General features: G+C 58.9%; 24 protein-coding genes. 10 read left to right on the top strand and 14 right to left on the bottom strand.

Annotation, left to right across the window (positions count from 1 at the left end):
• Positions 1–2: 2 nt before the first annotated feature.
• From scpB to argS, 5 genes are read right to left on the bottom strand one after another with little or no spacing between them, the layout of a single operon-like run.
• Entirely contained in the window at positions 3–659 is a 657-nt protein-coding gene (gene scpB / locus QMP16_RS04810) for an SMC-Scp complex subunit ScpB (protein ID WP_282151414.1), read from the bottom strand.
• Positions 652–1,446, bottom strand: coding sequence for a segregation and condensation protein A (locus tag QMP16_RS04815; protein ID WP_058274503.1), 795 nt, complete (start codon positions 1,444–1,446; stop codon positions 652–654). Before QMP16_RS04815 ends, scpB begins: the two co-directional genes overlap by 8 nt.
• On the bottom strand, positions 1,436–2,443 hold the full coding sequence (gene nagZ / locus QMP16_RS04820) for a beta-N-acetylhexosaminidase (protein ID WP_282151415.1): 1,008 nt from the start codon (positions 2,441–2,443) through the stop codon (positions 1,436–1,438). Before nagZ ends, QMP16_RS04815 begins: the two co-directional genes overlap by 11 nt.
• Positions 2,440–3,552 carry an SPOR domain-containing protein gene (locus QMP16_RS04825; protein ID WP_282151416.1) on the bottom strand — a complete coding sequence of 371 codons (1,113 nt, stop codon included), beginning with the start codon at positions 3,550–3,552 and terminating at the stop codon, positions 2,440–2,442. Before QMP16_RS04825 ends, nagZ begins: the two co-directional genes overlap by 4 nt.
• A gap of 39 nt (positions 3,553–3,591) precedes the next feature.
• A complete protein-coding gene (argS, locus tag QMP16_RS04830; protein WP_282151417.1) occupies positions 3,592–5,337 on the bottom strand; it encodes an arginine--tRNA ligase in 1,746 nt (581 codons plus the stop codon).
• A gap of 131 nt (positions 5,338–5,468) precedes the next feature.
• Here argS and QMP16_RS04835 point away from each other — a divergent pair, with 131 nt between their 5' ends.
• Positions 5,469–6,020: a hypothetical protein gene (locus QMP16_RS04835; RefSeq protein WP_282151418.1), complete on the top strand. Its 552-nt coding sequence runs from the start codon at positions 5,469–5,471 to the stop codon at positions 6,018–6,020.
• Here QMP16_RS04835 and QMP16_RS04840 read toward each other — a convergent pair whose 3' ends face one another.
• Positions 6,021–7,163 (bottom strand): deoxyguanosinetriphosphate triphosphohydrolase, encoded by a 1,143-nt coding sequence (locus tag QMP16_RS04840; protein WP_282151419.1) that lies wholly within the window; start codon positions 7,161–7,163, stop codon positions 6,021–6,023. It lies immediately after the preceding gene.
• Positions 7,164–7,239: 76 nt separating this feature from the next.
• On the opposite strand from QMP16_RS04840, the gene QMP16_RS04845 reads away from it, so the two are divergent.
• Both QMP16_RS04845 and xth read left to right on the top strand, forming a co-directional pair.
• Entirely contained in the window at positions 7,240–7,563 is a 324-nt protein-coding gene (locus QMP16_RS04845) for a HesB/IscA family protein (protein WP_282151420.1), read from the top strand.
• A 282-nt stretch (positions 7,564–7,845) separates the two neighbouring features.
• On the top strand, positions 7,846–8,625 hold the full coding sequence (gene xth, locus QMP16_RS04850) for an exodeoxyribonuclease III (RefSeq protein WP_282151421.1): 780 nt from the start codon (positions 7,846–7,848) through the stop codon (positions 8,623–8,625).
• A 4-nt stretch (positions 8,626–8,629) separates the two neighbouring features.
• On the opposite strand, the gene QMP16_RS04855 is transcribed toward xth, so the two are convergent.
• Both QMP16_RS04855 and dksA read right to left on the bottom strand, forming a co-directional pair.
• Positions 8,630–9,781, bottom strand: coding sequence for an FAD-dependent monooxygenase (locus QMP16_RS04855; protein ID WP_282151422.1), 1,152 nt, complete (start codon positions 9,779–9,781; stop codon positions 8,630–8,632).
• Positions 9,782–9,851: 70 nt separating this feature from the next.
• On the bottom strand, positions 9,852–10,274 hold the full coding sequence (dksA, locus tag QMP16_RS04860) for an RNA polymerase-binding protein DksA (protein WP_058274529.1): 423 nt from the start codon (positions 10,272–10,274) through the stop codon (positions 9,852–9,854).
• Between the two features lie 372 nt (positions 10,275–10,646).
• Between dksA and QMP16_RS04865 the strand changes: the two genes are divergently transcribed.
• From QMP16_RS04865 to QMP16_RS04885, 5 genes are all read left to right on the top strand, one after another.
• Complete coding sequence (locus QMP16_RS04865) at positions 10,647–11,492, top strand: AAA family ATPase (protein WP_109311345.1); 846 nt, start codon at positions 10,647–10,649, stop codon at positions 11,490–11,492.
• 116 nt (positions 11,493–11,608) lie between these two features.
• Complete coding sequence (locus QMP16_RS04870) at positions 11,609–12,058, top strand: GNAT family N-acetyltransferase (protein WP_282151423.1); 450 nt, start codon at positions 11,609–11,611, stop codon at positions 12,056–12,058.
• On the top strand, positions 12,055–13,422 hold the full coding sequence (locus QMP16_RS04875) for a DUF2927 domain-containing protein (RefSeq protein ID WP_282151424.1): 1,368 nt from the start codon (positions 12,055–12,057) through the stop codon (positions 13,420–13,422). The genes QMP16_RS04870 and QMP16_RS04875 overlap by 4 nt, the downstream gene beginning before the upstream one ends.
• Before the next feature lie 3 nt (positions 13,423–13,425).
• Entirely contained in the window at positions 13,426–13,596 is a 171-nt protein-coding gene (locus tag QMP16_RS04880; protein WP_186437468.1) for a hypothetical protein, read from the top strand.
• Between the two features lie 3 nt (positions 13,597–13,599).
• Positions 13,600–14,784: a vWA domain-containing protein gene (locus QMP16_RS04885; protein ID WP_282151425.1), complete on the top strand. Its 1,185-nt coding sequence runs from the start codon at positions 13,600–13,602 to the stop codon at positions 14,782–14,784.
• Positions 14,785–14,787: 3 nt separating this feature from the next.
• On the opposite strand, the gene trhA is transcribed toward QMP16_RS04885, so the two are convergent.
• Positions 14,788–15,456 carry a PAQR family membrane homeostasis protein TrhA gene (trhA, locus tag QMP16_RS04890; RefSeq protein ID WP_282151426.1) on the bottom strand — a complete coding sequence of 223 codons (669 nt, stop codon included), beginning with the start codon at positions 15,454–15,456 and terminating at the stop codon, positions 14,788–14,790.
• 220 nt (positions 15,457–15,676) lie between these two features.
• Here trhA and QMP16_RS04895 point away from each other — a divergent pair, with 220 nt between their 5' ends.
• On the top strand, positions 15,677–16,363 hold the full coding sequence (locus QMP16_RS04895) for a M48 family metallopeptidase (RefSeq protein ID WP_282120510.1): 687 nt from the start codon (positions 15,677–15,679) through the stop codon (positions 16,361–16,363).
• Positions 16,364–16,434: 71 nt separating this feature from the next.
• Here the strand turns inward: QMP16_RS04895 and QMP16_RS04900 are convergent, their stop codons facing one another.
• The 5 genes from QMP16_RS04900 to QMP16_RS04920 are packed head-to-tail and all read right to left on the bottom strand — an operon-like array spanning position 16,435 to position 21,649.
• A complete protein-coding gene (locus QMP16_RS04900; protein ID WP_282151427.1) occupies positions 16,435–16,977 on the bottom strand; it encodes an RSP_2648 family PIN domain-containing protein in 543 nt (180 codons plus the stop codon).
• On the bottom strand, positions 16,974–18,176 hold the full coding sequence (locus QMP16_RS04905) for an RSP_2647 family RNA methyltransferase (protein ID WP_282151428.1): 1,203 nt from the start codon (positions 18,174–18,176) through the stop codon (positions 16,974–16,976). Before QMP16_RS04905 ends, QMP16_RS04900 begins: the two co-directional genes overlap by 4 nt.
• Positions 18,177–18,214: 38 nt before the next feature.
• Positions 18,215–18,487: a hypothetical protein gene (locus QMP16_RS04910; protein WP_282151429.1), complete on the bottom strand. Its 273-nt coding sequence runs from the start codon at positions 18,485–18,487 to the stop codon at positions 18,215–18,217.
• Positions 18,474–21,263, bottom strand: a complete 2,790-nt coding sequence (locus QMP16_RS04915) for a glutamine-synthetase adenylyltransferase (protein WP_282151430.1) — start codon at positions 21,261–21,263, stop codon at positions 18,474–18,476. Before QMP16_RS04915 ends, QMP16_RS04910 begins: the two co-directional genes overlap by 14 nt.
• Complete coding sequence (locus tag QMP16_RS04920) at positions 21,260–21,649, bottom strand: nuclear transport factor 2 family protein (protein WP_282151431.1); 390 nt, start codon at positions 21,647–21,649, stop codon at positions 21,260–21,262. The genes QMP16_RS04915 and QMP16_RS04920 overlap by 4 nt, the downstream gene beginning before the upstream one ends.
• 147 nt (positions 21,650–21,796) lie before the next feature.
• On the opposite strand from QMP16_RS04920, the gene QMP16_RS04925 reads away from it, so the two are divergent.
• Positions 21,797–22,219, top strand: a complete 423-nt coding sequence (locus QMP16_RS04925) for a DUF2852 domain-containing protein (protein ID WP_282151432.1) — start codon at positions 21,797–21,799, stop codon at positions 22,217–22,219.
• The last annotated feature ends 29 nt before the right edge of the window (positions 22,220–22,248 follow it).

Consider the following 22,248-nt stretch of genomic DNA (forward strand, 5'->3'; position numbering starts at 1 on the left):
TATCACTCTTCCTCGAACAGCTCGGTCTGGTCCTCATCTTCGCTGTCATCACGCCCTTCGCCCAACGGCATCGTGCCCGGGGGCGGCCGGTTTTCCAGCAACCCAGCGGCCCGCAATTCCTTGAGCCCCGGAAGATCGCGGGCGTTTTCCAACCCGAAATGATCTAGAAACTGTGGCGTCACAACAAAGGTGACCGGACGGCCGGGTGTCATCCGGCGACGGCCCAGACGGATCCACTCCATTTCCAACAGTTGGTCGATTGTACCGCGCGAGACCGAGACGCCCCGGATCTCCTCGATCTCGGCCCGCGTGCAGGGCTGATGATAAGCGACAATGGCCAGCGTTTCGATCGCTGCGCGGCTCAACTTGCGGGTTTCAACCGTTTCCTTTTGCATCAGAAAACCCAGATCGGGGGCGGTGCGAATAGCCCAAGCCTCACCCACGCGGACAACGCGGACACCCCGGCCTTCATACCGTTTCTGCAAAATTTCAACCGCTTGCGCCGCGTCGCTGCCATGGGGCATCCGCGCCTCAAGGTCGGCGATGGTCACTGGTTCGGAACTGGCGAACAGCACAGCCTCGACCATGCGCTCCTGTTCCGCCAGGGGAGGCGCTTCGAACAGGGTGCCGGTGCCTTCGTCTTGCGGTTCGTCAGTCACGTGTGTCAGTCCTTTTGCGCAAATGGATCGGAGCAAACGTCTCGGTTTGCTTCATCTCCATATGTCCTTCTTTCACCAGCTCAAGCGAGGCAGCAAAGGTCGCTGCAGTGGCCGAGCGGCGACGCACCGGGTCAGCGTCCCAGCCCTCGGGCAGATAGGATTCCATATCCGTCCAAGCCCCGGCAAACCCGATCAGCGGGCGCATCCGCTCTAGCGCCTGTTCCATTGTGAAAACTGAATCGCGGTCCATAACAAAGGGGCGGAACTCGTCACGAGTTCGGATACGGGCGTATCCCTGCATCAGATCCAACAGCGTGGCAGAGTAAGTCACGGTGCGGATACGGGTGATATCCTCACCCTGCCCGCGTTTGAAGAAATCGCGCCCCAGTTGATCACGGGCCATGAGACGCGCGGCAGAGTCGCGCATGGCCTGCAGGCGTTCCAACTGGAACGCCAGGTGAGCGGCCAGTTCCTCGCCCGAGGGGCCTTCGTCATCCGGATCCGGTGGCAACAAAAGCCGGGATTTAAGGAAGGCCAGCCAGGCGGCCATGACCAGATAGTCTGCCGCAAGTTCAATCCGCAGCGCGCGCGCTTTTTCCACAAAGGAGAGATACTGCTGCGCAAGCGCGAGAACCGATATTTTCCGAAGGTCGACCTTTTGGGTTCGCGACAGGGTCAACAATACATCCAACGGACCTTCGAATCCGTCGACATCAACAATCAACGCCTCTGCCGCAAGACGATCCGCGACCGAGGCCGGGTCTTCGCTAAAGAGATTATCGTTCATATACCTGCCCGCCCATTAGGGCAGATAGTTCCGCTTCGGCCGCTTGGATGTCAAGTTCCACAGGCTTCTGTCGCATCGACAACGCCCTTTCCGCGCGCTTTTGCGCTTGCGCGGTCATTTCTCCGGCTGTTTCCAGCACCTTGGCACGCGCGTCAATCGTTCCGTTACAGTGCAGAACCACGTCGCACCCTGCGGCCAGTGACTGACGCGCAATGTCTTCGGGCACCCCACTCAGCGCTTTCATCGAGATATCGTCGGTCATGATCAGACCGTCAAAACCGATTTTATCGCGGATCAGCCCGATCATCGCAGATGAAATCGTAGCCGGTTGCGGATCAATCCGGTCATAGACCAGATGCGCCGTCATCCCCATCGGCAGATCGTTCAGCGCCCGAAACGGTTCGAAATCCGCTTGCATAAGCTGGTCCTGTGTCACGTCCACATGCGGCAGGTCATGGTGGCTGTCCAGCGTTGCCAATCCATGCCCCGGCATGTGCTTGAGCACCGGCAAAACACCGCCATCCAGATGGCCTTTGGCGACCGCACGCCCAAGAACTGAAACCCGTTTGGGATCAGAGCCATAACAGCGGTTCTTCAAAAACGCATGGGTATCGTCGCGCACCAAATCGACCATCGGGGCGCAGTTGCTGTCAATGCCAAGCTCAAACAGCTCTTTTGCGATCAGTCTATACCGCAGATACATGGCGCGTTCCGCCTGATCCCCAGCGCGGCCCGCATGATCCAGGGGCGGCATCCATTCGCGTGCCAATGGCGCGCGCAGACGCTGTACACGGCCACCTTCCTGATCGATGGTGATAGGGCAATTGCGCCCTACGGCGTCACGAAAGTCATCGCATAGGGCACGAACTTGTTCAGCTGTATCTATGTTGCGCGCAAACAAAATGAACCCGAATGGGTTCATCTGCTGGAATAGTCTCTTTTCCTCTGACGTCAGGCGCAGCCCTTCGGCATCGGTGATCGCAGCTCCGAATGTCACCGAACGGCAACCGGGATACAGTCTGCACCTTGTGCGACCAGAGCGGCACAGAACTGACGCGAGTCGCTCAGGTCATCAAACCCAAGAACACGCAGACGATAGAATGTCCGGCCGCCACTTGAGGTTTTCTGGATAACACGTTGTTTTCCATCCATATAATCACCAAATCGGCCATTCATGCGATCCCATTCCGCGCGAGCCACATCCGAGCTTTCATACGCACCCAGCTGGGCCATGCGCGTGCCTTTGGACAGTGTATTCGGATCCACGTCCACCCCAACGGCGGCTTTGACAGCGGCGTTGATCGCAGCTTCGGTACTGCTGTTGGATGAAATCCCGCTTGGCGTCGCTCGGGCTGGGCGCGTGGACGGACGCAGGGACCGGCGGACACCGGGCAGTGCCGCCAGTTCCGGGTCCGGCAATTGTGCGGCCAGATCAGCAGGGTCAATGGCGGGCTCTTCCTCGGGCAGTGCCAACGAGGCGAGTTGTACGCCCTGCTCTGCCGGGTCATCCGTTTTCGCCGCCCCACCGGCCAATTCTGCAACCAGGGCATCGACTGTATTCTGGCGCAGCTGCGCCGCCTCTTGATCCGAGATCTCTTCTTCGACGACATGCACGGCTTGCGTCGGCTTCAGCGGTTCAACAGGTGTATCTTCGTCTGTCAGCGAAACCGGGCGCGGCGCGAGGATCAGGCGATCTGCTGGCGGCGCTGCCGTTCCAACGGCTGCCACGGCATTGACGGCCAGACCCTGGTGATCGGCCGGGGTGCCGCCGGGGTTTTCCGGCTGAATGCGCATTGGCCCCTCGATGGCGCGAACAACAGGCACGCCACTAACGTCGCGCATCACCAGTTTGAAGCCCCAGACGCCGATCCCGGCGACCAATGCCAGCGACGCTACTGCACCCATGACGTTGAAGATACGGCCCAGCCCTGCCCCTCGCGGAGCCTGTTCATAGCCGTAGGAGTCGTCGGGATACTCATACCCATCCTCAGGATGTGGCTGATTCGTGTAATGCATCTCCTCGGGGCGCATCTGCCCCGAGTAATCGTAACTTGCCATGTCCGCCTCACCGCCCGATTGCGCCTTAAAAAGTGGCGCGCGGGTCATTTCTTGCCTACCTCGTACCGGCGCGTCGGGCGGTGTTAGTTACCGCATCTCCTGCGCCGGAGTGACGCCAAGAATACCCAAGCCCGCTGAAATCACAACAGAAACGGCCCGGGCCAATGCGATTTTTGATTGGCTTGTGGCAACATCGCCATCCTGAATGAATCGCAGTTGCGTTTCATCGTTGCCCTTATTCCATAGCGCGTGGAAGTCACCCGCCAGCTCATACAGGTAAAAGGCAACCCGATGCGGTTCGTTGGTGCGTGCGGCAATTTCGATCAAACGCGGCCATTCAGCCAGCTTTTTGGCCACCGTCAACTCTGAGGCATGGTCGATCTTGCCCAGATCAGCACCCTTGAGAGTCGCGTCATCCGTCGCGATTTCCGCCTCGGCGGCACGGCGCAGTACACTCATGACACGGGCATGAGCGTATTGCACGTAGAACACAGGGTTCTCGCGGCTTTGTTCCAGCACCTTGTCGAAATCGAAGTCCAGCGGCGCGTCGTTCTTGCGGGTCAGCATTACGAACCGGGTCACGTCCGGGCCAACCTGATCGACCACATCGCGCAGAGTGACAAAGTTCCCTGCCCGCTTGGACATCTTGAACGGCTCGCCATTCTTCCACAGCTTTACCAGCTGCGTCAGCTTGATATCCAACGGCACTTTGCCATCGGACAGGGCCGAAACAGCTGCCTTCATCCGTTTGACGTAGCCACCGTGATCCGCACCAAACACATCGATCAACGCGTCAAAGCCACGGGTCACCTTGTCGTAATGATAGGCGATATCCGGGGCGAAATAGGTCCAGCTGCCGTCTGATTTTTTCACCGGGCGGTCAACGTCGTCGCCATGTTCGGTCGATTTGAACAGGGTTTGCTCGCGCGGCTCCCAATCCTCGGGCTTTTTGCCTTTGGGTGGTTCCAGCACGCCCTCGTAAATCAACCCCTTATCGGTCAGGGACTTAAGCGCAGCCTCGATCTTTCCGGTGCCATAAAGCGATTTTTCGGAATAGAACACGTCCATCTCGACACCCAGCGCCTTCAGGTCGGCGCGGATCAGATCCATCATTGCGTCGGTCGAAAACTCGCGCAGTTCTTCCAGCCATTCGCTTTCCGGCTTGTCGATCAGGCTGTCGCCGTATTTCTCTTTCAGCGCCTCACCGATCGGGATCAGATAGTCACCGGGGTACAGTCCCTCGGCGATCTCGGGGCTCAGACCGTTGGCCTCGCGATAGCGCTCATATGCGGACCGCGCCAATACATCCACCTGCGCGCCGCCGTCGTTGATGTAATACTCACGGGTCACATCATGGCCCGAATACGCCAACAGGCTCGCCAGAGCGTCACCGAACACGGCGCCACGCGTATGGCCCACATGAAGTGGCCCAGTGGGGTTCGCGGACACATACTCCACGTTCACTTTCTGGCCATGTCCCATGGACGAGCGGCCATAATCAGTGCCCTGTTTCAACACCGCTGCCAACACACCCTGCCACACCGATGCCGCAAGCCGCAGGTTCAAAAAGCCGGGCCCAGCCACTTCGGCACTGGTGATCCGGTCATCCGCCGCCAGCTTCCCGGCCAGCACGTCAGCGATGTCGCGCGGCTTCATCTTGGCCGGTTTCGCCAGCACCATCGCGGCGTTGGTTGCCATGTCGCCATGCGCCGCATCGCGCGGCGGTTCGACTGCCACGTTGTCAAAACTCAGCCCCTCGGGCAATGCGCCTTCGGACTGCATCTGTGCCAGCGCGTCCAGCACGAGGCCGCGGATCTCGGAAAACAGGTTCATTTCGGATGTCCTTTTGCTTGCCCGGCGGTTTACCACGCAAAGCGGCAAGGTCAATGGAAGCGATCAGTTTGGGCTTGGATTAGCGGTAGACTCAGCTAACGTCGGTGGAAATTCAAGCCGGAGACACCCCTATGCGCCTTGCCCTGCCCCTCGTCATTGTTCTGACCTCTGCCCTGCCGCTTTGGGCCGACATGCCTGAACCGCAAGGCCATGTACTTTTGACCCTTGGCGGAGCGGTCACGGAAACCAACCTGCCAGCACGCAGCGAAAATGACGGAGGATTGCTGGGATACTTGGAGGTTCAGCACGACGGAGCCGCCGGCTTTGATGCGGCCATGTTGGACGGACTGGACCAGGTTGAAATCACTATTCCTTACGGCCCGGAAGACAATCAGAGAGACATCGCCTTTTCCGGGCCACACCTGTCGGACCTGTTGATCATGGCCGGGGCCGAAGGAAAAACCGCCAAGCCAATGGCTATGGATGGCTATCAGTCCGAAATTCCTTGGGACAGCATCACCGCCCATCAACCCATCGTCGCGACCCATGCGGACGGCTCACCGATGGGCGTTGGCGGCTATGGCCCCACTATGATCGTCTTCCCCCCGACCGATGACCCCGACCTGGCCGCCGAACAGTCGGGCCAGCAGGTCTGGGCGTTGGCTTACATCGGGGTCGAGTGATCAGGCACCTGCCAGCCTTGCATGATCCTGCAGGGCAAATCGGTCGGTCATTCCTGCAATGTAGTCCGAGACAATCCGCGCCAGCGCTGTTTCATCGCTGGCCGCCTCAATATCCTCATGCCAGCGAGCGGGCATCTGTTTCGGATCGTTCATGTAGATTGGGAACAGATCTTCCACGACTTTGCTAACCTCGGCGCGCACGTCCATGACGCTGGGCGCGCGGTACATCTGCTTGAACAAAAAGGCGCGGATTTCCCTGAGTTGCGCCCACAAGCCACCCGAGAACTGGATCACCGGATAACCAAGATTGCGAATTTCCTCGACGGTCTCCGCGCCCGAACTCGTGATCAACCCACGCGACGTGACAATCACATCGGAAACCATGACGCCGAAAACACGGCGCAGCGCCTCATGCCGGCGCCGATAAGAATCCAAACCCGGATATCTCCGATCCACCTCGGCATAGCAGTTACCGACGATAGGCAATTGCCCGATTTCATCATCCGTGAACAGACCCGCCCTCAACCCGTCCAACAGGTCATGGTTGTTATAGGCTATGTCATCCGAAAGGGCGGCAACTTGTGCTTCGGCACTCGCATGAGTGTACAACTCCAGATCGAAACCCGCGTTGCACTCGGCCAGCGCCCACGGCAAATCACCGGTGACCGGCCCGTTATGCTTGGCGATCCCCTCTAGGCACTCCCATGTCAGGTTGCATCCGTCAAACTCGGCATAGTGGCGTTCCAGCTTCGTGACGATGCGAATGGCCTGTGCGTTGTGGTCAAATCCGCCGTAAGGCTCCATGAGCGCATGTAGGGCATCTTCGCCCGTATGTCCGAACGGTGTGTGTCCCAGATCATGCGCCAACGCCACGGCCTCGGTCAGTTCGCCGTTCAAGCCCAAAGCTCCGGCGATTGTTCGCGCGACCTGTGCAACTTCGATAGAATGGGTCAGGCGCGTGCGATAGCTGTCGCCCTCGTGCTCTACAAACACTTGTGTCTTGTGCTTAAGCCGCCGAAACGCGCTGGCGTGAATGATCCGGTCCCTGTCGCGTTGAAAGCATGACCGGAAACTGCTTTCCTCCTCTGGCACAAGCCGCCCCCTGGCGCGGCCTGGGTTCGAGGCAAAACCCGCTATGTTCAAAGGCCTTGTCCTTGTCGCCTGTCCTTGCACTTTCTATATTGTAAGGCGTAAAGGAAATAAACCTTTGGAGTTTGGCATGAATCTGCCCCCCACAGTTACAGAACGCGCCTTTGAACGTCTCGCCGAGATCGGTGCAGCCGATCAGGGACAAGCCCTGCGCGTCGCAGTGGAAGGCGGCGGATGTTCCGGATTTCAATACGAAATCGCGCTGGACGAACCGCAAGAGGACGACCTTGTCCTCGAAGGCAATGGTCAAAAAGTGATCGTGGACGCGGTTTCACTGCCTTTTCTTGAAAATGCTGTGATCGATTTTACGCAAGAACTGATCGGTGCCCGGTTTGTAATTGAAAATCCGAACGCCACTTCCTCGTGTGGCTGCGGAACCTCGTTTTCGATGTAACAGGCAGTGGGGGCTTTGCCCCCACACCCACAGGATATTTTTGGCCAGATGAAGAAGGGATCCGCTCTCCGACGCAATGGCCGAAGAGCTTCACCTGGCGCGATCATCGGCGTCCCCGCCTGTATCGCAAGAGAGTAGTCTCGCGATTTGGTTAACAATCCGTATCTTCATCTGGCTATAAATATCCCGGAGCGCGAGGCAGAGCCTCGCTAGCCCGCTATCCTCCTTGCCGCTGGGCCAGTTCTGCGCGATAGGTTGCCGTAAGGCTTCGGAGGATCGCGCATGAAAATCGCCACGTTCAACATCAACGGTATCAAAGCGCGGGCCGAGGCATTGCCCCGATGGTTGGATGAAGCCCAACCGGATGTGGTGCTGTTGCAAGAGATCAAGTCGGTCGACGAGAATTTTCCCCGCGAGCTGTTTGAAGAGCGTGGCTATAGCGTCGAAACACATGGGCAAAAGAGTTTCAATGGCGTCGCGATCCTGTCCAAGCTACCGCTCGAAGATGTGTCTCGGGGCCTTCCCGGTGACGACGAGGACGAGCAGGCCCGTTGGATCGAGGCGACCGTCATTGGCAAAAAAGCCCTTCGGATCTGCGGTCTGTACCTGCCGAACGGTAACCCGGTGCCGGGTCCGAAATACGAATACAAGATGTCCTGGATGGAGCGACTATATGACCGCGCGCGCGATTTGCTGGCGAGCGAAGAGCCCGCGCTGATGGCTGGGGATTATAACATTATCCCGCAGGCCGAAGACGCCAAACGTCCAGATGCATGGCGCGAGGATGCTCTGTTCCGGCCAGAAAGCCGTGCGGCGTTTCGCAAGATCCTGAATCTGGGGTTCACGGAAGCGTTTCGCGCCGTCACCCAGGGTCCTGAGCATTATTCGTTCTGGGACTACCAAGCCGGTGCCTGGAACCGCAATGACGGGATCCGTATCGACCATTTCCTGCTTACGCCGCAGGCCGCCGATCTGTTGCGCGATTGCAGGATTGATGCCGAGATACGCGGGCATGAAAGGCCCTCGGACCATGTCCCGGTCTGGGTCGACTTGGACCTGTGAAACCTCAGGCCGTCGCGTCGTAGCTGTAAATCCAGTCGTATTTCCGGGACAACCGTGGCCCGACCGCCATCAGAGCGGCCTGTGCCGCCAAGCGAATCGGGCCGCGCAGATGAAAATTTCGGGCGTTGGACCCAGCCGCGGCAACTACGCGTTGCGCCCTTTGATGACGGCGGGATTCATAGGTGGACAGCGCCTGCTCTATACCGGATTGGTCATCAAAAGATCGGGCCAGGACCCACGCATCTTCAAGCGCAAGACAGGCACCCTGCGCCATAAATGGGAGTGTCGGGTGAGCCGCATCCCCTAACAATGCAACGCGCCCATTCTGCCAGCGTTCGGCGACGGGCCGCAGAAACAACGCCCAGATGTGGGGTTCCTGTACCTGCCCCAGAATTTCCCCTACCACGCCGCCAAAGTCGGAAAATCGTGCGCGCAGTTCCTCGGGGTCACCTCGTCGGCGCCAGCCTTCTTCCTGCCAATCGGATCGTTCCTCGATCGCGACGACGTTCATCAGTGTGTGTTCGCGCAGAGGATACGTGACAACATGCCGGCCCGGCCCCATCGTCAGAACGGCGCAGGGTTTGTGATCGCGACGCGCCCAAGGAATCGTCGCCCGCCAGGCCACCTGATGGGTGAATTTCGGTGCTTCGGGCCCGTTCAGGTCTGCGCGGATCGTGCTTCGCCCACCGTCGGCAGCAATCGCACAATCAACGCGTAGGTTTGTACCATCTTCTAGAATAATCTCGGCTTCGGTGGGATGTTTGCGCACCTGCACAACTCGTGCGCCCAGTCGAAACTCGACACCGTCCCGAAGCGCTGCTTTGTGCAGCAACCCCAGCAGGTCAGCACGATGGTAGTAATAGGTAGGTCCAGCGACTGGGGCCGGTATCTCGCTGACAGACTGCCCTGTTCGATAGTCGCGCAGAACCGTTCCATGGGACCGCTGACCCGGCTCGGGTGTTTCACCCAAAACGTTCAGGGCACGCAGCACAACCATTCCGTTGGCGCTGATCTGCAAGCCGGCGCCGACCTCGGTCAATTCAGCTGCCTGCTCAAAAACCACGACCTCAGCGCCGCGTTGCCGCAACGCCAGAGCGGCGGCGATCCCACCGATACCACCGCCGATGATGCCAAATTTCAGACCGTTGATATTCATATCACTGGCTTAAAGCAAAAACGCCGGAGCAAAAGACCCCGGCGTTTGAGAATTCTGATTTTTCCAGCGATCAATCGTCGCGGTGGACCTTTTCGCGGCGCTCGTGGCGTTCCTGCGCCTCAAGCGTCATGGTCGCAATCGGGCGCGCATCCAGACGCTTCAGCGAAATCGGGTCGCCCGTCTTCTCGCAATATCCGTATTCGCCTTCGTCGATCCGGCGCAGGGCCGAGTCAATCTTGGCCACCAGCTTGCGCTGGCGGTCACGTGTTCGCAGTTCCAGCGCACGGTCAGTTTCCTCGCTTGCGCGGTCTGCGACGTCCGGAATGTTGCGAGTGTTGTCCTGCAGCCCTTCGATCGTATCGCGGCTGCCTGCCAAAAGTTCAGTTTTCCAATCCAGCAGCTTACGACGAAAATACTCTAACTGCTTGTCGTTCATGAATGGTTCGTCTTCGGCTGGACGATAATCCTCTGGCAGAAATACTTCCTGCTTCATTTTTGCTCCCTCGGTGTGGCCTGCAACGCCGGTCACCTTTGCTTCACCTGACATGCGGCAATCCCCTTCTGCGGAGCGTTTATCCGACAGCGGGGGGAATGTCACTATGGAAACTTTGCCCGGCTGCGTGCTGTTTCAGGTCGTCTAAATATGAGACTTAAAACAACAAATCCTTGTTTTTCTGTGAAAATTGGCAGGCTTTTTTGGGGCGCTCTCAAAATAGTCGCGCCCTATGTTAGCGCCCGAATCAACCAAAGGCATTGGAGTCGCACATCAATTTCGCCCCGCGCGACGTAGCGACCTGTCTTGTCAAATTTTTCACCCCGCTATAACCCCAAAGACACATGCCGCGCGATATTGAATGAGGGGCCCATGACCGCACGTTTCCAAGGTACAGCCGAATATGTTGCCACCGATGACCTGACAATTGCGGTGAATGCCGCCGTTACGCTGGAACGTCCCCTGCTGGTCAAGGGTGAACCCGGAACCGGCAAGACTGAACTGGCCAGACAGGTAGCAGGCGCGCTGGGGCTGAAGATGATTGAGTGGAACGTGAAATCCACCACCCGCGCGCAGCAAGGCCTGTACGAATATGACGCGGTCAGCCGCCTGCGCGACAGCCAGTTGGGCGACGAGCGCGTGCATGACGTATCGAACTATATTCGCAAGGGCAAACTGTGGCAGGCCTTTGAGACCGATGAAAAGGTCGTGCTGCTGATCGATGAGATCGACAAGGCCGATATCGAATTTCCCAATGATCTGTTGCAAGAGCTCGATAAGATGGAGTTCCACGTCTACGAAACCGGGGACACCATCAAAGCCAAAAACCGCCCCATCGTGATCATCACCTCGAACAACGAAAAGGAACTGCCCGACGCGTTCCTGCGGCGCTGTTTCTTCCATTACATCCGCTTTCCGGATGAGGCGACCATGCGCCGGATCGTCGACGTGCACCACCCGGGCATCAAGGATGCATTGCTGACCACAGCGCTGACCCAGTTTTACGAAATCCGTGAAACGCAGGGGTTGAAGAAAAAACCGTCGACCTCGGAAGTGTTGGACTGGCTCAAGCTGTTGCTGGCCGAAGACCTGACCGCCGAGGACCTCAAACGCGACGGGGCCAATGCGTTGCCCAAGTTGCACGGCGCGCTGCTGAAAAACGAACAGGATGTTCACCTATTTGAACGCCTCGCCTTCATGGCGCGCAGCAAACGCTGAGAATATTGAACACTTGGTGATCCCCGCTTGCCTTGCGGGGGGCCGGGTGTCAGCATTGGCCAAAAGACCGTCCGGCGTCGTCGGGCAGTTCGGCCTGACGACATAGGAGCCAATGCTTGTCTGACACCCTCAATATCCGGGCGCTGCAGCCCGAAGATCGCGCCGAGTGGGCCGAGATGTGGCGCGACTATCTGGCGTTTTATGAAACGACCGTGCCAGAGCAGACATATGACAACACCTTTGCACGGCTGCTGGGGGATGACCCCAATGATTTTTTCTGTTTCGTGGCCGAAGCGGATGGTCAGCTTGTCGGTCTGACCCATTACCTATTTCACCGCCATGCGTGGAAAGAAGAAAGCGTTTGCTACCTGCAAGACCTGTTCGCCCGGCCCGAGGCGCGCGGAACCGGCGTTGGCCGCGCCTTGATTCATGCGGTGTATGATGAGGCCGACCGGCAAGGCGCGCCATCCGTCTATTGGCTGACGCAAGAGTTCAATCACACGGCGCGCAAGCTCTATGATCGGATCGGCAAACAAACGCCCTTTATCCGGTATCAACGCCCATGATTAGGGTCGCTGCGGTCCTGATTGGCTTTGCCGTCGCCGGATGCACCGCGGTTGCCCCCCCTGAACCGCCAACACGCGTTAAGGCGATCGAGGCAAACCTGCCGCCCGCCAAAGCGTTCGCGTCAACCCGACCCAGACCACCCGCCCGGTCGAACGCTAATATTGCAGCCGATTTTCTTTCTTTGCACTTCGCGCTCGAAGGCGGCGCCACCCTGCCCGTCTTCACCCGGTTCGAGGGCCCCGTCACCGTTCGGCTTACGGGATCACCCACACCGTCAATGCAGCGCGATCTGACCCGGTTGTTGACGCGTCTGCAACGCGAGGCCGGGATCGACATTCGCCAGATAACGGATGGCCAGTCCAACATAACAATCGAGGCCGTCAGCCAGGAGCAGATCCAGCGCATCCTGCCGCAAGCCGCTTGTTTCGTGGTTCCCAACGCATCCAGCTTTGAGGAATATCGACAGGACCGGCGCAAACGCAAAAGCAGTTGGACCGCGCTGCGCAGCCGCGAACGGCTGGGCATTTTCATTCCCTATGACGTGAGCCCGCAGGAAAAGCGCGACTGCCTGCACGAGGAACTGGCACAGGCTCTGGGGCCGCTGAATGACCTGTATCACCTGCCGGATTCGGTGTTCAACGACGACAACATCCACACCATTCTGACCGGTTTTGACATGCTGATCCTGCGCACGGCTTATTCGCCCCAATTGCGCAGCGGCATGACACGCGAACAAGTCCAGGCCGTCCTGCCCGGCATCCTTAGCCGGCTGAACCCACGCGGCGACACTTTGCCGGCGCAACCTGTTTCGGACACGCCGCGCGAGTGGATCAACGCCGTCCAAAAGTCGCTTGGATCAAGGCCAAGCACACGCAACCGGGTGAAAGCCGCGGAAAGAGCGGTTCAGATCGGGCAGGAACAGGGCTGGACCGACCATCGGCGGGCATATCCGCATTATATTCTTGGCCGCATGGCGCAATTCGACAATCCGCAAGAAGCGATCCGACACTACGAAACTGCCATGCAATTTCTGCGCTCTGCTCCGGGAACTGAAATTCATCAGGCTTATGTGACCACGCAAACCGCGGCCTTCGCGCTTTCGCAGGGAAAAGGACCAGAGATCCTGCCCGAACTGGACAAGGCAATTGCTGTCATGTCGCGGGCCGAAAACGCCTCTCAATTGGCCACTCTGTTACTGTTGAAATCCGAAGCGCTCAATCAGGCCGGACGCCCGAAACAGGCACGTACCGTCAGGCTGGACAGTCTGGCATGGGCGCGATACGGCTTTGGCTCGGAAGTCGTGGTCCGGTCGCTGATGCAGGAAGTTGCCGAAGGTCCGTCCACCAACAACAGAGGCGGGTAACGCATGGTCGTAGTTTTGGGAATGGCGTTATTGGGGGCGATCCTTGGCGCGATGAAGGCTCGCAAACGCAATGGCAGCGGCGCGGATATTGCCCAATATGCGGCCGGTTACGGCATCGCATTTGCCATTGTAGGTCTGGTGCTTTCCCTGATCCTGGTTCGTTTGGTGGGTTAACGCATGTTTCTGCCCTTTTTCGAAAACCTCCGCAAAGCTGGCATTCCCGTATCACTGCGCGAGTATCTGACTTTTCTGGAAGGCATGAAAAAGGGTCTGGCGACCTATGATGTCGAGGCGTTCTATTACCTCGCCCGCGTGTCGATGGTGAAGGACGAGCGCAATATCGACAAGTTCGATCAAGCTTTTGCCGCCAGTTTCAAAGGTCTGGAAGACATCAGCTTTGATCAGGTACTAGAAGCCGTCGATATCCCTGCCGAATGGCTGGCCAAGATGGCCGAGAAACACCTGTCAGACGAAGAAAAAGCCGAGATCGAGGCCATGGGCGGCTTTGAAAAACTGATGGAAACGCTGCGTGAGCGTCTCAAGGATCAGGAAGGCCGCCACCAGGGTGGCAACAAGTGGATCGGCACCGCGGGGACGTCGCCGTTCGGGGCTTATGGTTATAACCCCGAAGGTGTGCGTATCGGCCAGAAGGAAAGCCGTCATCAGCGCGCCGTAAAAGTGTGGGACAAGCGCGAATTCAAGAACCTGGATGACACGGTTGAATTGGGTACGCGCAATATCAAGGTCGCGCTGAAACGCCTGCGTCGTTGGGCCCGCGAAGGTGCGGCCGAGGAACTGGATCTGGACGGAACCATCCGCGCCACCGCCGAACATGGCTATCTGGACGTCAAAACCCGCCCCGAGCGTCACAATGCAGTCAAAGTGTTGTTGTTTCTGGATGTGGGCGGCTCGATGGATCCACATATCAAAGTTGTCGAAGAGCTGTTTTCCGCTGCAAGAACCGAGTTCAAGCATCTGGAATATTACTACTTTCACAACTGCCTGTATGAAGGCGTCTGGCGTGACAATCACCGCCGATGGGATCAGCAGACTCCGACCCACGAAGTACTGCGCACCTATGGTTCAGACTACAAGTGCATCTTCGTCGGCGACGCCTCGATGAGCCCTTATGAGATTGCCTATCCCGGCGGCGCGAACGAACATTGGAACAAAGAAGCCGGTCAGGTCTGGCTGCAGCGCGCGCGCGAGCAGTGGACATCAAATCTGTGGATCAATCCGGTGCCGGAAAAGTACTGGGAATACACCCATTCCATCGGCATGATCCGCGAGGTTTTCGAGGACCGCATGGTGCCGATGACGCTGGCCGGTTTGGAACAGGGGATGCGGGAACTGACCCGCTGACCGTCATATCTGCAGAACCGGCGCCCAGGCAATACGGAACGAAACCGCAAGGAAAAACAACACGCTGCCTGTCAGAACGAAGACATGCCAGATTGTGTTGTGGAACGGCAACCAATCCAGAAGATAAAAGGCGATGCCTGCGGTATAGACGATGCCTCCGGTGATCATCAGCGCCACAACAGGCTTCGACAAGTCGGCCAGCAGCGATTGACCCGCCCAAACGGACGCCCATCCCATCAACACATACAGCGCCAAACCAAACCAACGGAACCGGTGCGGGTCGATCATTTTCAGGATTGATCCAAGGGTTGCAGATGACCAAAGACCGATCATGAGTCCGGTCATTGGGGCACCGGAAAGTAAGATGAATGGCGTGTAAGTACCTGCAATTTTTACATAAATTCCCGAGTGATCGAGGCGGCGTAGCAGCTCACTCCATCGATCAGATTGCACCATGTTGTACAAAGCCGAAAACGACAGCATCAGTATGAGCGTGAAGCCGTAGATCGAGACCCCAAGAACAGCCGCAGGCTCGGTCCGGTATAAGGCGGTCAACGCGATCAGCGCCGGAACGGCAACAATAGCCGCTGCAACGCCAAGGATATGAACAACGCCATCACTGAAACGTTCAGCCCTGCTATAGGCCGGGCGGATATCGGCAAATGACCACATAACTTCAAAGTTATGGCGCAACCTGCCCTGCGACAAGTCTGGCAGCTGCGGTATTTCACCTGTTCACCTCAGTTTGATTGCCCTCAAGCGGGTTACCGGCGGCGATTTTCTTTTGCGCGGTGGGCCGTTGGAAGCAATGGACAACAATCTTGTTGTTTAACGCGGAGTTTATGACACTGGGCTAGTTGCCTATTCCCCTGCCCAGAACCATATTTGTACCATGCTACGTCTTACCCCGATCCTGCTGGCGATCGCCTACGCCATTGTGATGTACCGAATTTCCGTCTGGCGCACCCATAAGGATTTGGATGCAAAGTCGACTGAGCTGGCCGACCCTGCCCTGAAACGCATGACCGACCGGCTGGCTGCAGCGTTAGAGATCGACCGGGTGCCGGTCTACATCTACGAGATTGACCCCGTGAACGGTCTGGCGGCACCGGACGGTCGGATTTTTATCACGCGTGGATTCTACCGCAAATTTCGCAGCGGCGAGGTTTCCGCCGAAGAAATGGCCAGCGTCATCGCGCATGAGCTCGGTCACGTGGCGCTGGGGCATGCGCGCCGTCGGATGATCGACTTTTCCGGACAGAATGCGCTGCGGGCCGCATTGATGATGCTGCTGAACCGCTTTATCCCGTTCATCGGCGCGTGGATCGCCAATATGCTGACGCACCTGCTGGCGTCGCGCCTGTCGCGCAGTGATGAGTATGAGGCTGATGAGTATGCCGCCGCTTTGCTGACCAAAGCCGGGATCGGGATCGGACCGCAGAAGTCGCTGTTTCACAAGCTGGAAGACCTGACGCAGCAGCGTGCTGGCGTTGTGCCCGCCTGGTTGATGAGCCATCCAAAAACAGACGAACGGATCGCTGCCCTGGAGGCATTAGAGCAGCGTTGGAACCGTGGCTGATCTAACGGCAGCGAGAGGCCAGCTTTTAGCGCTCTCCGGGATATTTTTAGCCGGATGAAGCTGGATCCCGTTTACGCGGCGAGCGCTTTGCCCAGACGTGGGAGGCGGGCTTTTTTCATCAACGGACGCAAGGTCCATTGGTCGCCCGACAGGCGGTTGGCCTCGGCGAGGACACGGTTGGCTGTGTCGCTTATGCCGTCGGGATCGGATTGCCAGAAGCCGTGCAGCAGACCGTCCGGATCGCGCCGGTCCAGCCCTTCCTCGGACAGGATGTTTCTGGGAAAGTCCTTGGCGTTGACAGTGACGATCACGTCCGCCGAGGATGCAACGGCCGTTGCCAGAACGTGGATATCCGCGCTGTCCGGCAGCCAGAGCCGCTGTTCGACATTGGTTGCCGCAGGAAACTCGGCTTTCGGCCAATTGGCTTGCGCCAGTGCGATTTCGGCGCGTGCCTGAGCCTCGCCTGTTGGGCCCAGCTTACGGGCCGCACGCGCCCATTCCTCGAGGATGCGCGCCGACCACACGGGGGTAAAATGGCCTAATTTGGCAGCGCCGAGCAGCATCTCTCGCATCACCGTGGGGTAGATGACACAGGTATCCAGAACCGTCTTCACAGCCGGTAAAACACAGCTTTGAGATAGCCGCTTTCCGCCAGTTGCGGCAGTTGCGGATGGTCGGGACCGGCGAAGCCTGTATGGATCAGTTGCGCCTGTCGCCCTGCCCGCCCAATCCCGCGCGACGAGGCGTCGCGGAAACGGCCCAGATCTGCCGCGTGCGAGCACGAGCACAGGCCCAGATAGCCGCCGGGTTTGACCAGAGCTGCCGCCAAGCGGGCCACACGTTCATAGGCGCGCAGGCCCGCGTCCAGCGCTTGTCTGGAAGGTGCAAAGGCTGGCGGATCACAGATGACGACGTCGAACTGCGCGCCCTCTTCACCCAATTGGGTCAGGACATCGAAGGCATCGCCTTGATGGGTTTGGAATGTGTCAGCAAAACCAGAGGCCTCGGCCCCTTTGGTCGCGAGATCCAGCGCGGCTGCAGATCCATCCACAGACAGCGCCTGCCCCGCGCCACCCGCCAACATGGCCAGCCCGAAACCACCCACGTGGCTGAAGACGTCCAATACCTGCGCGCCCGGTTGCACCAATCGCGCGGCGAAAGCATGGTTAGGCCGTTGGTCAAAGAACAGACCGGTTTTCTGACCGCCGGTCAGATCGGCCATGTAGGTCGCGCCGTTCATCGGCACCGGTAGCGGTACATCGGGCGCAGTGCCACGCAGGGTGAGGTTCACATCATCCAGACCTTCCAGCCCTCGGGTCCGGCCCGAGGCGTTTTTGAGCACGGTTGTCACGCCGGTGACAGTGACCAGAGCCTCGGTCAGAGTTTCCAGGTGCGCCTCGGCCCACGCGGCATTGGGCTGGATCACACAGGCATCGCCAAACCGGTCGATGATGACGCCGGGAAAGCCGTCCGCTTCGGCATGGATCAGGCGATAATAGGGTGCGTCGAACAGGCGTTCGCGCATCTCAAGCGCGCGGCGCAGGCGGGTTTCGAACCACGCTGCGTCCAGTTGCCCGTCCAGATCGCGGTCCAGAACGCGGCACATGATTTTGGAGTCAGGATTCACCGCAACCAGCGCTATGGGCGCGCGTTTGTCATCCTCAAGCACCGCCAGTGCCCCTGCCGGGATCTTGCGTGTCCGACGGTCCGTCACGATGTCATTGGCATACACCCACGGAAAACCGTGGCGCAGGCCACGTGCGTTGGCTTTGGGTTTCAGGCGGATACGGGGGTGATCGGCAGTTTGGGTCATGACGCCCTCATAGTCGCGAATACCTCGAGGGAAAAGCCCTAGCGGTGGCGCGATCGCCAACCGCCCCGCCGCTTGGGGGCTTTGGCAGATTGCAACCCCTCAGCCAGCACCTGCGTCATAGGGTGATCGGCGTCCTGCTGGGAATAGGCTGCATGCAGGTCGATCAACGCCTGGGATTGGTCCCGTTCAGCGGGCAGGCTCAGCGCCCAGTCCAGAAAAATGCTACGGCATTCAGGCAATGTGATGCCTTCGATCCGATACGCCTCGCGGATCAACCCCTTGTGATCATTTGGATCTTTACTCTGTGCCATCATCTTCGTCCCTGATCACGCCGCCAATAATCTCAGCGGCCGTGCTGTAGTTGTCTTGCAGCGCGCTTTGCAGCTGTTCAACCTGTTCAAATCCAGTCGCGCGGCACAGGAAGGCAGATCCGCCCTCGCCGACCTTGTCAGCTTCGATGACCTTGCCGGACAACAAGCGCGCCGCACACTGCACGGACCAGCATAGGTCGTAGCAGTCCTTCAGCGTTTGCGCCTGAGCGACGTCCAACAAACCAGCAGCGACGGCGCCATCCAACCCGGAATGCACATCGCGCTGTACGACGCCCGACAACAATGCCCCGGTTTCGGCCATCAGCTCGATATCCATCATCCGGCCGGGACCGTTTTTGGCGTCCCAGATCCCTGCTGGTGATTTGGCAGCGGCCAAGCGGGCGCGCATCTCGGCCACTTCGCGCAGGGCCTTCTGCTGGGCACGCGGTTGCGACAGCAAGTCTGTGCGGAACGCCTCGATGTCTTCGGCCAGACCTTCGTTTCCGGCGATCACGCGGGCCCGTGTCAGGGCGAGATGTTCCCAGACCCAGGCCTCGTTCTGCTGATAGTTGGTAAAGCTGGCCCAACTTGTCGCCACCGGCCCCTGATTGCCTGACGGACGCAGGCGCATATCGACCTCATACAGCCGCCCTTGCGACATCGGCGCTGATAGGGCCGTGATCAGCGCTTGCGTAAACCGTGCGTAATAAGTGCGAGTGGCCAGTCGGCGTGGCCCCTCGGACATATCCTGATCCAGAGGGTCATAGATCACGATCATATCCAGATCGGATTGCGAGTTGATCCGCCCAGCCCCAAGGGACCCCATGCCCAGCACGGTTGCACCGCGCCCTGGGGCCGGACCGTGTTTACGGGCAAACTGTTCGGACACACGCGGCAGGATCGCAGCGATCACAGCGCTGGCAAGCTGAGCGTATTGCTGCCCCGCTTGTTCACCATCGATCAGCCCGCGCAGGTGATGAACGCCAACGCGGAAGTGCCATTCCTTGCACCAGCGGCGGGCCAGATCCAACTGGCTCTCGTAATCCGCTTCCTCCGAAAGAGCCTGATCCAGATCCGCCTGCAACGTGGCTTGCCCCGGCCAGTCGCTAAAGAAACTACCGCCGATCACCGCATCAAACACCGATGCATTGCGCGACAGATGCGCCGCAAGCGCGTGGGATGTCCCGACGATATCAATCAGCAGGTCGATCAGGTGGGGGTTGGCCTCAAACAGTGAAAACAGCTGAACGCCGGCGGGCAAGCCTGACAGAAAACCATCCAGCGCCCGCAGCGCCTCGTCCGGTTGCGCCGTTTTTGCCAAACGCGATAGCAGCTCGGGCTTGAGACGTTCGAAAATCCGCGCGCCGCGTTGCGATCGCAGGGCAGGATATGTCGTCCAGCGGGCCAGAACGTTCTGGTCAAAATCCACCTCGCCAACTGGCGCGCGCGTCGAGGAACCGGGCGCAAAAAAGCCTTCGGTCAGGTCGTGCACTTCGGTCAGCCTGTGGGTCAGGTCACGGGTCAGTTCGTCGACGTCTACTCCCATCAGGCAAGCGACGCGTTCTATCCCGTCCGGCGATTGCGGCACCTTGTGGGTCTGAGCGTCATGGATCATCTGGATACGGTGTTCGACCTCACGATGGGCGCGGTAGTGGTCGGTCAGCTTGTCTGCCACGTCCTGCGGGACCCAGCCTTTTTCGGCAAGCGCCGCCAATCCGGGCACCGTGCCGCGCACGCGCAAGTCAGGGTCTCGACCCCCAGCGATCAACTGGCGGGTCTGGGTAAAGAACTCGATTTCGCGAATGCCGCCCTGCCCCAGTTTCATGTCATGACCCGGAATGGTCAGAGCACCGCCGGTTCCCTTATTTTCACGTATGCGCAGCCGCATGTCATGGGCGTCCTGAATGGCGGCAAAATCCAGGTGACGCCGCCAGACAAAGGGGCGCAGCGTATCCAGAAACCGTTGTCCTGCCACAATATCGCCAGCGCATGGGCGTGCTTTTATATAGGCCGCGCGCTCCCACGTGCGGCCCAGGCTTTCATAGTACCGTTCGGCTGCCTCAGCCGCCATACAGACCGGCGTCACAGCCGGATCCGGGCGCAGGCGCAGATCAGTGCGGAATACAAACCCATCCGCCGTCTTATCGCTGAGCGTGGCGCAGAAATTGCGTGTCGCCCGCACCATGCCTTGCCGCGCTTCGTAGAAGTCATCGGGATCAAACCGCGTCTCATCGAACAGGACGATCAGGTCGATGTCCGAGCTGTAATTCAACTCGTACGCGCCCATCTTGCCCATCGCCAGGATAATCATCCCGGCGGCGGTTTCGACATCGTCCGGCCCCATGCCCGGAAGTTTGCCGCGCCGGATCAGGTTGGCGATCTCGGCCTTGGCCGCCACATCCGCCGCCAACGCGCCAAAATCGGTTAGCGCCGCGGTCACCTTTTCCAACGGCCACGCGCCCGCCAGATCAGCCAGAGCGGTTAGCAACGCCATCCGTCGCTTGGCCAGCCGCAGCCCCGGTTTCAACTGATCCGGCGGTAGCATTCGCGCAGCCTGCAAAACGTCGGCCAGCGCGTCATCGGGGTGTTGGAGCGCTGAGGCCAACCAATCGTTTTCGTGATCGATCAAGTTTTTCAGATAGGGGCTGGACCCTGCTGCCCCAGCGATCAACTCGCCCTGTTCGGATGTAATGCCGCTGACCGCCGCGCGCGCATCATCGCCAAGCGACTGGTCGAATGCACGTGGCAGGCGCTGAATGGAAAGAGGCCCGGTCATTTCCCCTCCAGGGGCGTATCCTGACTGAAACTGTTGACCCAGACGTCATGCCGCCGCTCCCAAAGCGACGAGATTAGCATCGCCTCCCAACCCTCGGCCTTGGGTCGCTGATAGTCGGCCCGGTACGACAGCAGAACGATATCCGAGGTCAAAACCCGCAACCGGGTGTCGCTTAGCTCATAGCGCGCCATCGTCGGAGCGTCGGCAAACTGTCCCACGTGATCATCCCGGTTCGCAAACCCCGTCGGATAAACCCCAAGAAAATCTGGGCTCAGCAAGGCCCGGTCTGCAGCCGCATTGCCTTCCATCAGGGCGGTCCAAACCTGCTTTTCCAGGTTTAGAATTTCATCCAGCGTCGGAGGTGTCGTGTTTTCAACATGTTGCATAGGCGGAAAGTGCGCCCGTTCCGCAGCAAGGTCAACCGTCGCAAAATCCAAAATGTAAATCATTTTTACATCGACCCCTTGCAACCCCCGCTTCAGTCCCCATCTAGACAATGTGAACGCAATTTACATCAAACCCGGAGAACCCAAATGACCGCATTGTCCGACCACGCCGTCCCACAAAATCCGGGGTGGCTCTCTCGTGCCGAAGCCTGGATGGATGACAAGGGCAAAGGGGCCTGGATCGCCGCCATGGTCCTTGGTTTCATCTTTTTCTGGCCCGTTGGCCTGGCGCTTCTTGCCTATATGATCTGGAGCAAACGCATGTTTAGCAAATCCTGCAGCAGTCGCAAATCCTGGCACAGCCACATGAGTGCGATGAAGCCATCCGGCAATAGCGCGTTTGACGCCTACAAGTCCGACACCCTGGCCCGGCTCGAGCGCGAACAACAGGAATTCGAATCCTTCCTGCGCCGCCTGCGCGACGCCAAAGACAAGGCCGAGTTTGACCAGTTCATGGACGAACGCGCCCGTGAAAACAACGATGAGGCTGAAAACGGCGAACGCGCCTAAGCCGACCTTGCCCTGTCCCGCCATTCGGG

Source organism: Ruegeria atlantica (genome assembly GCF_947495585.1).
GTDB lineage: Bacteria > Pseudomonadota > Alphaproteobacteria > Rhodobacterales > Rhodobacteraceae > Ruegeria > Ruegeria atlantica_G.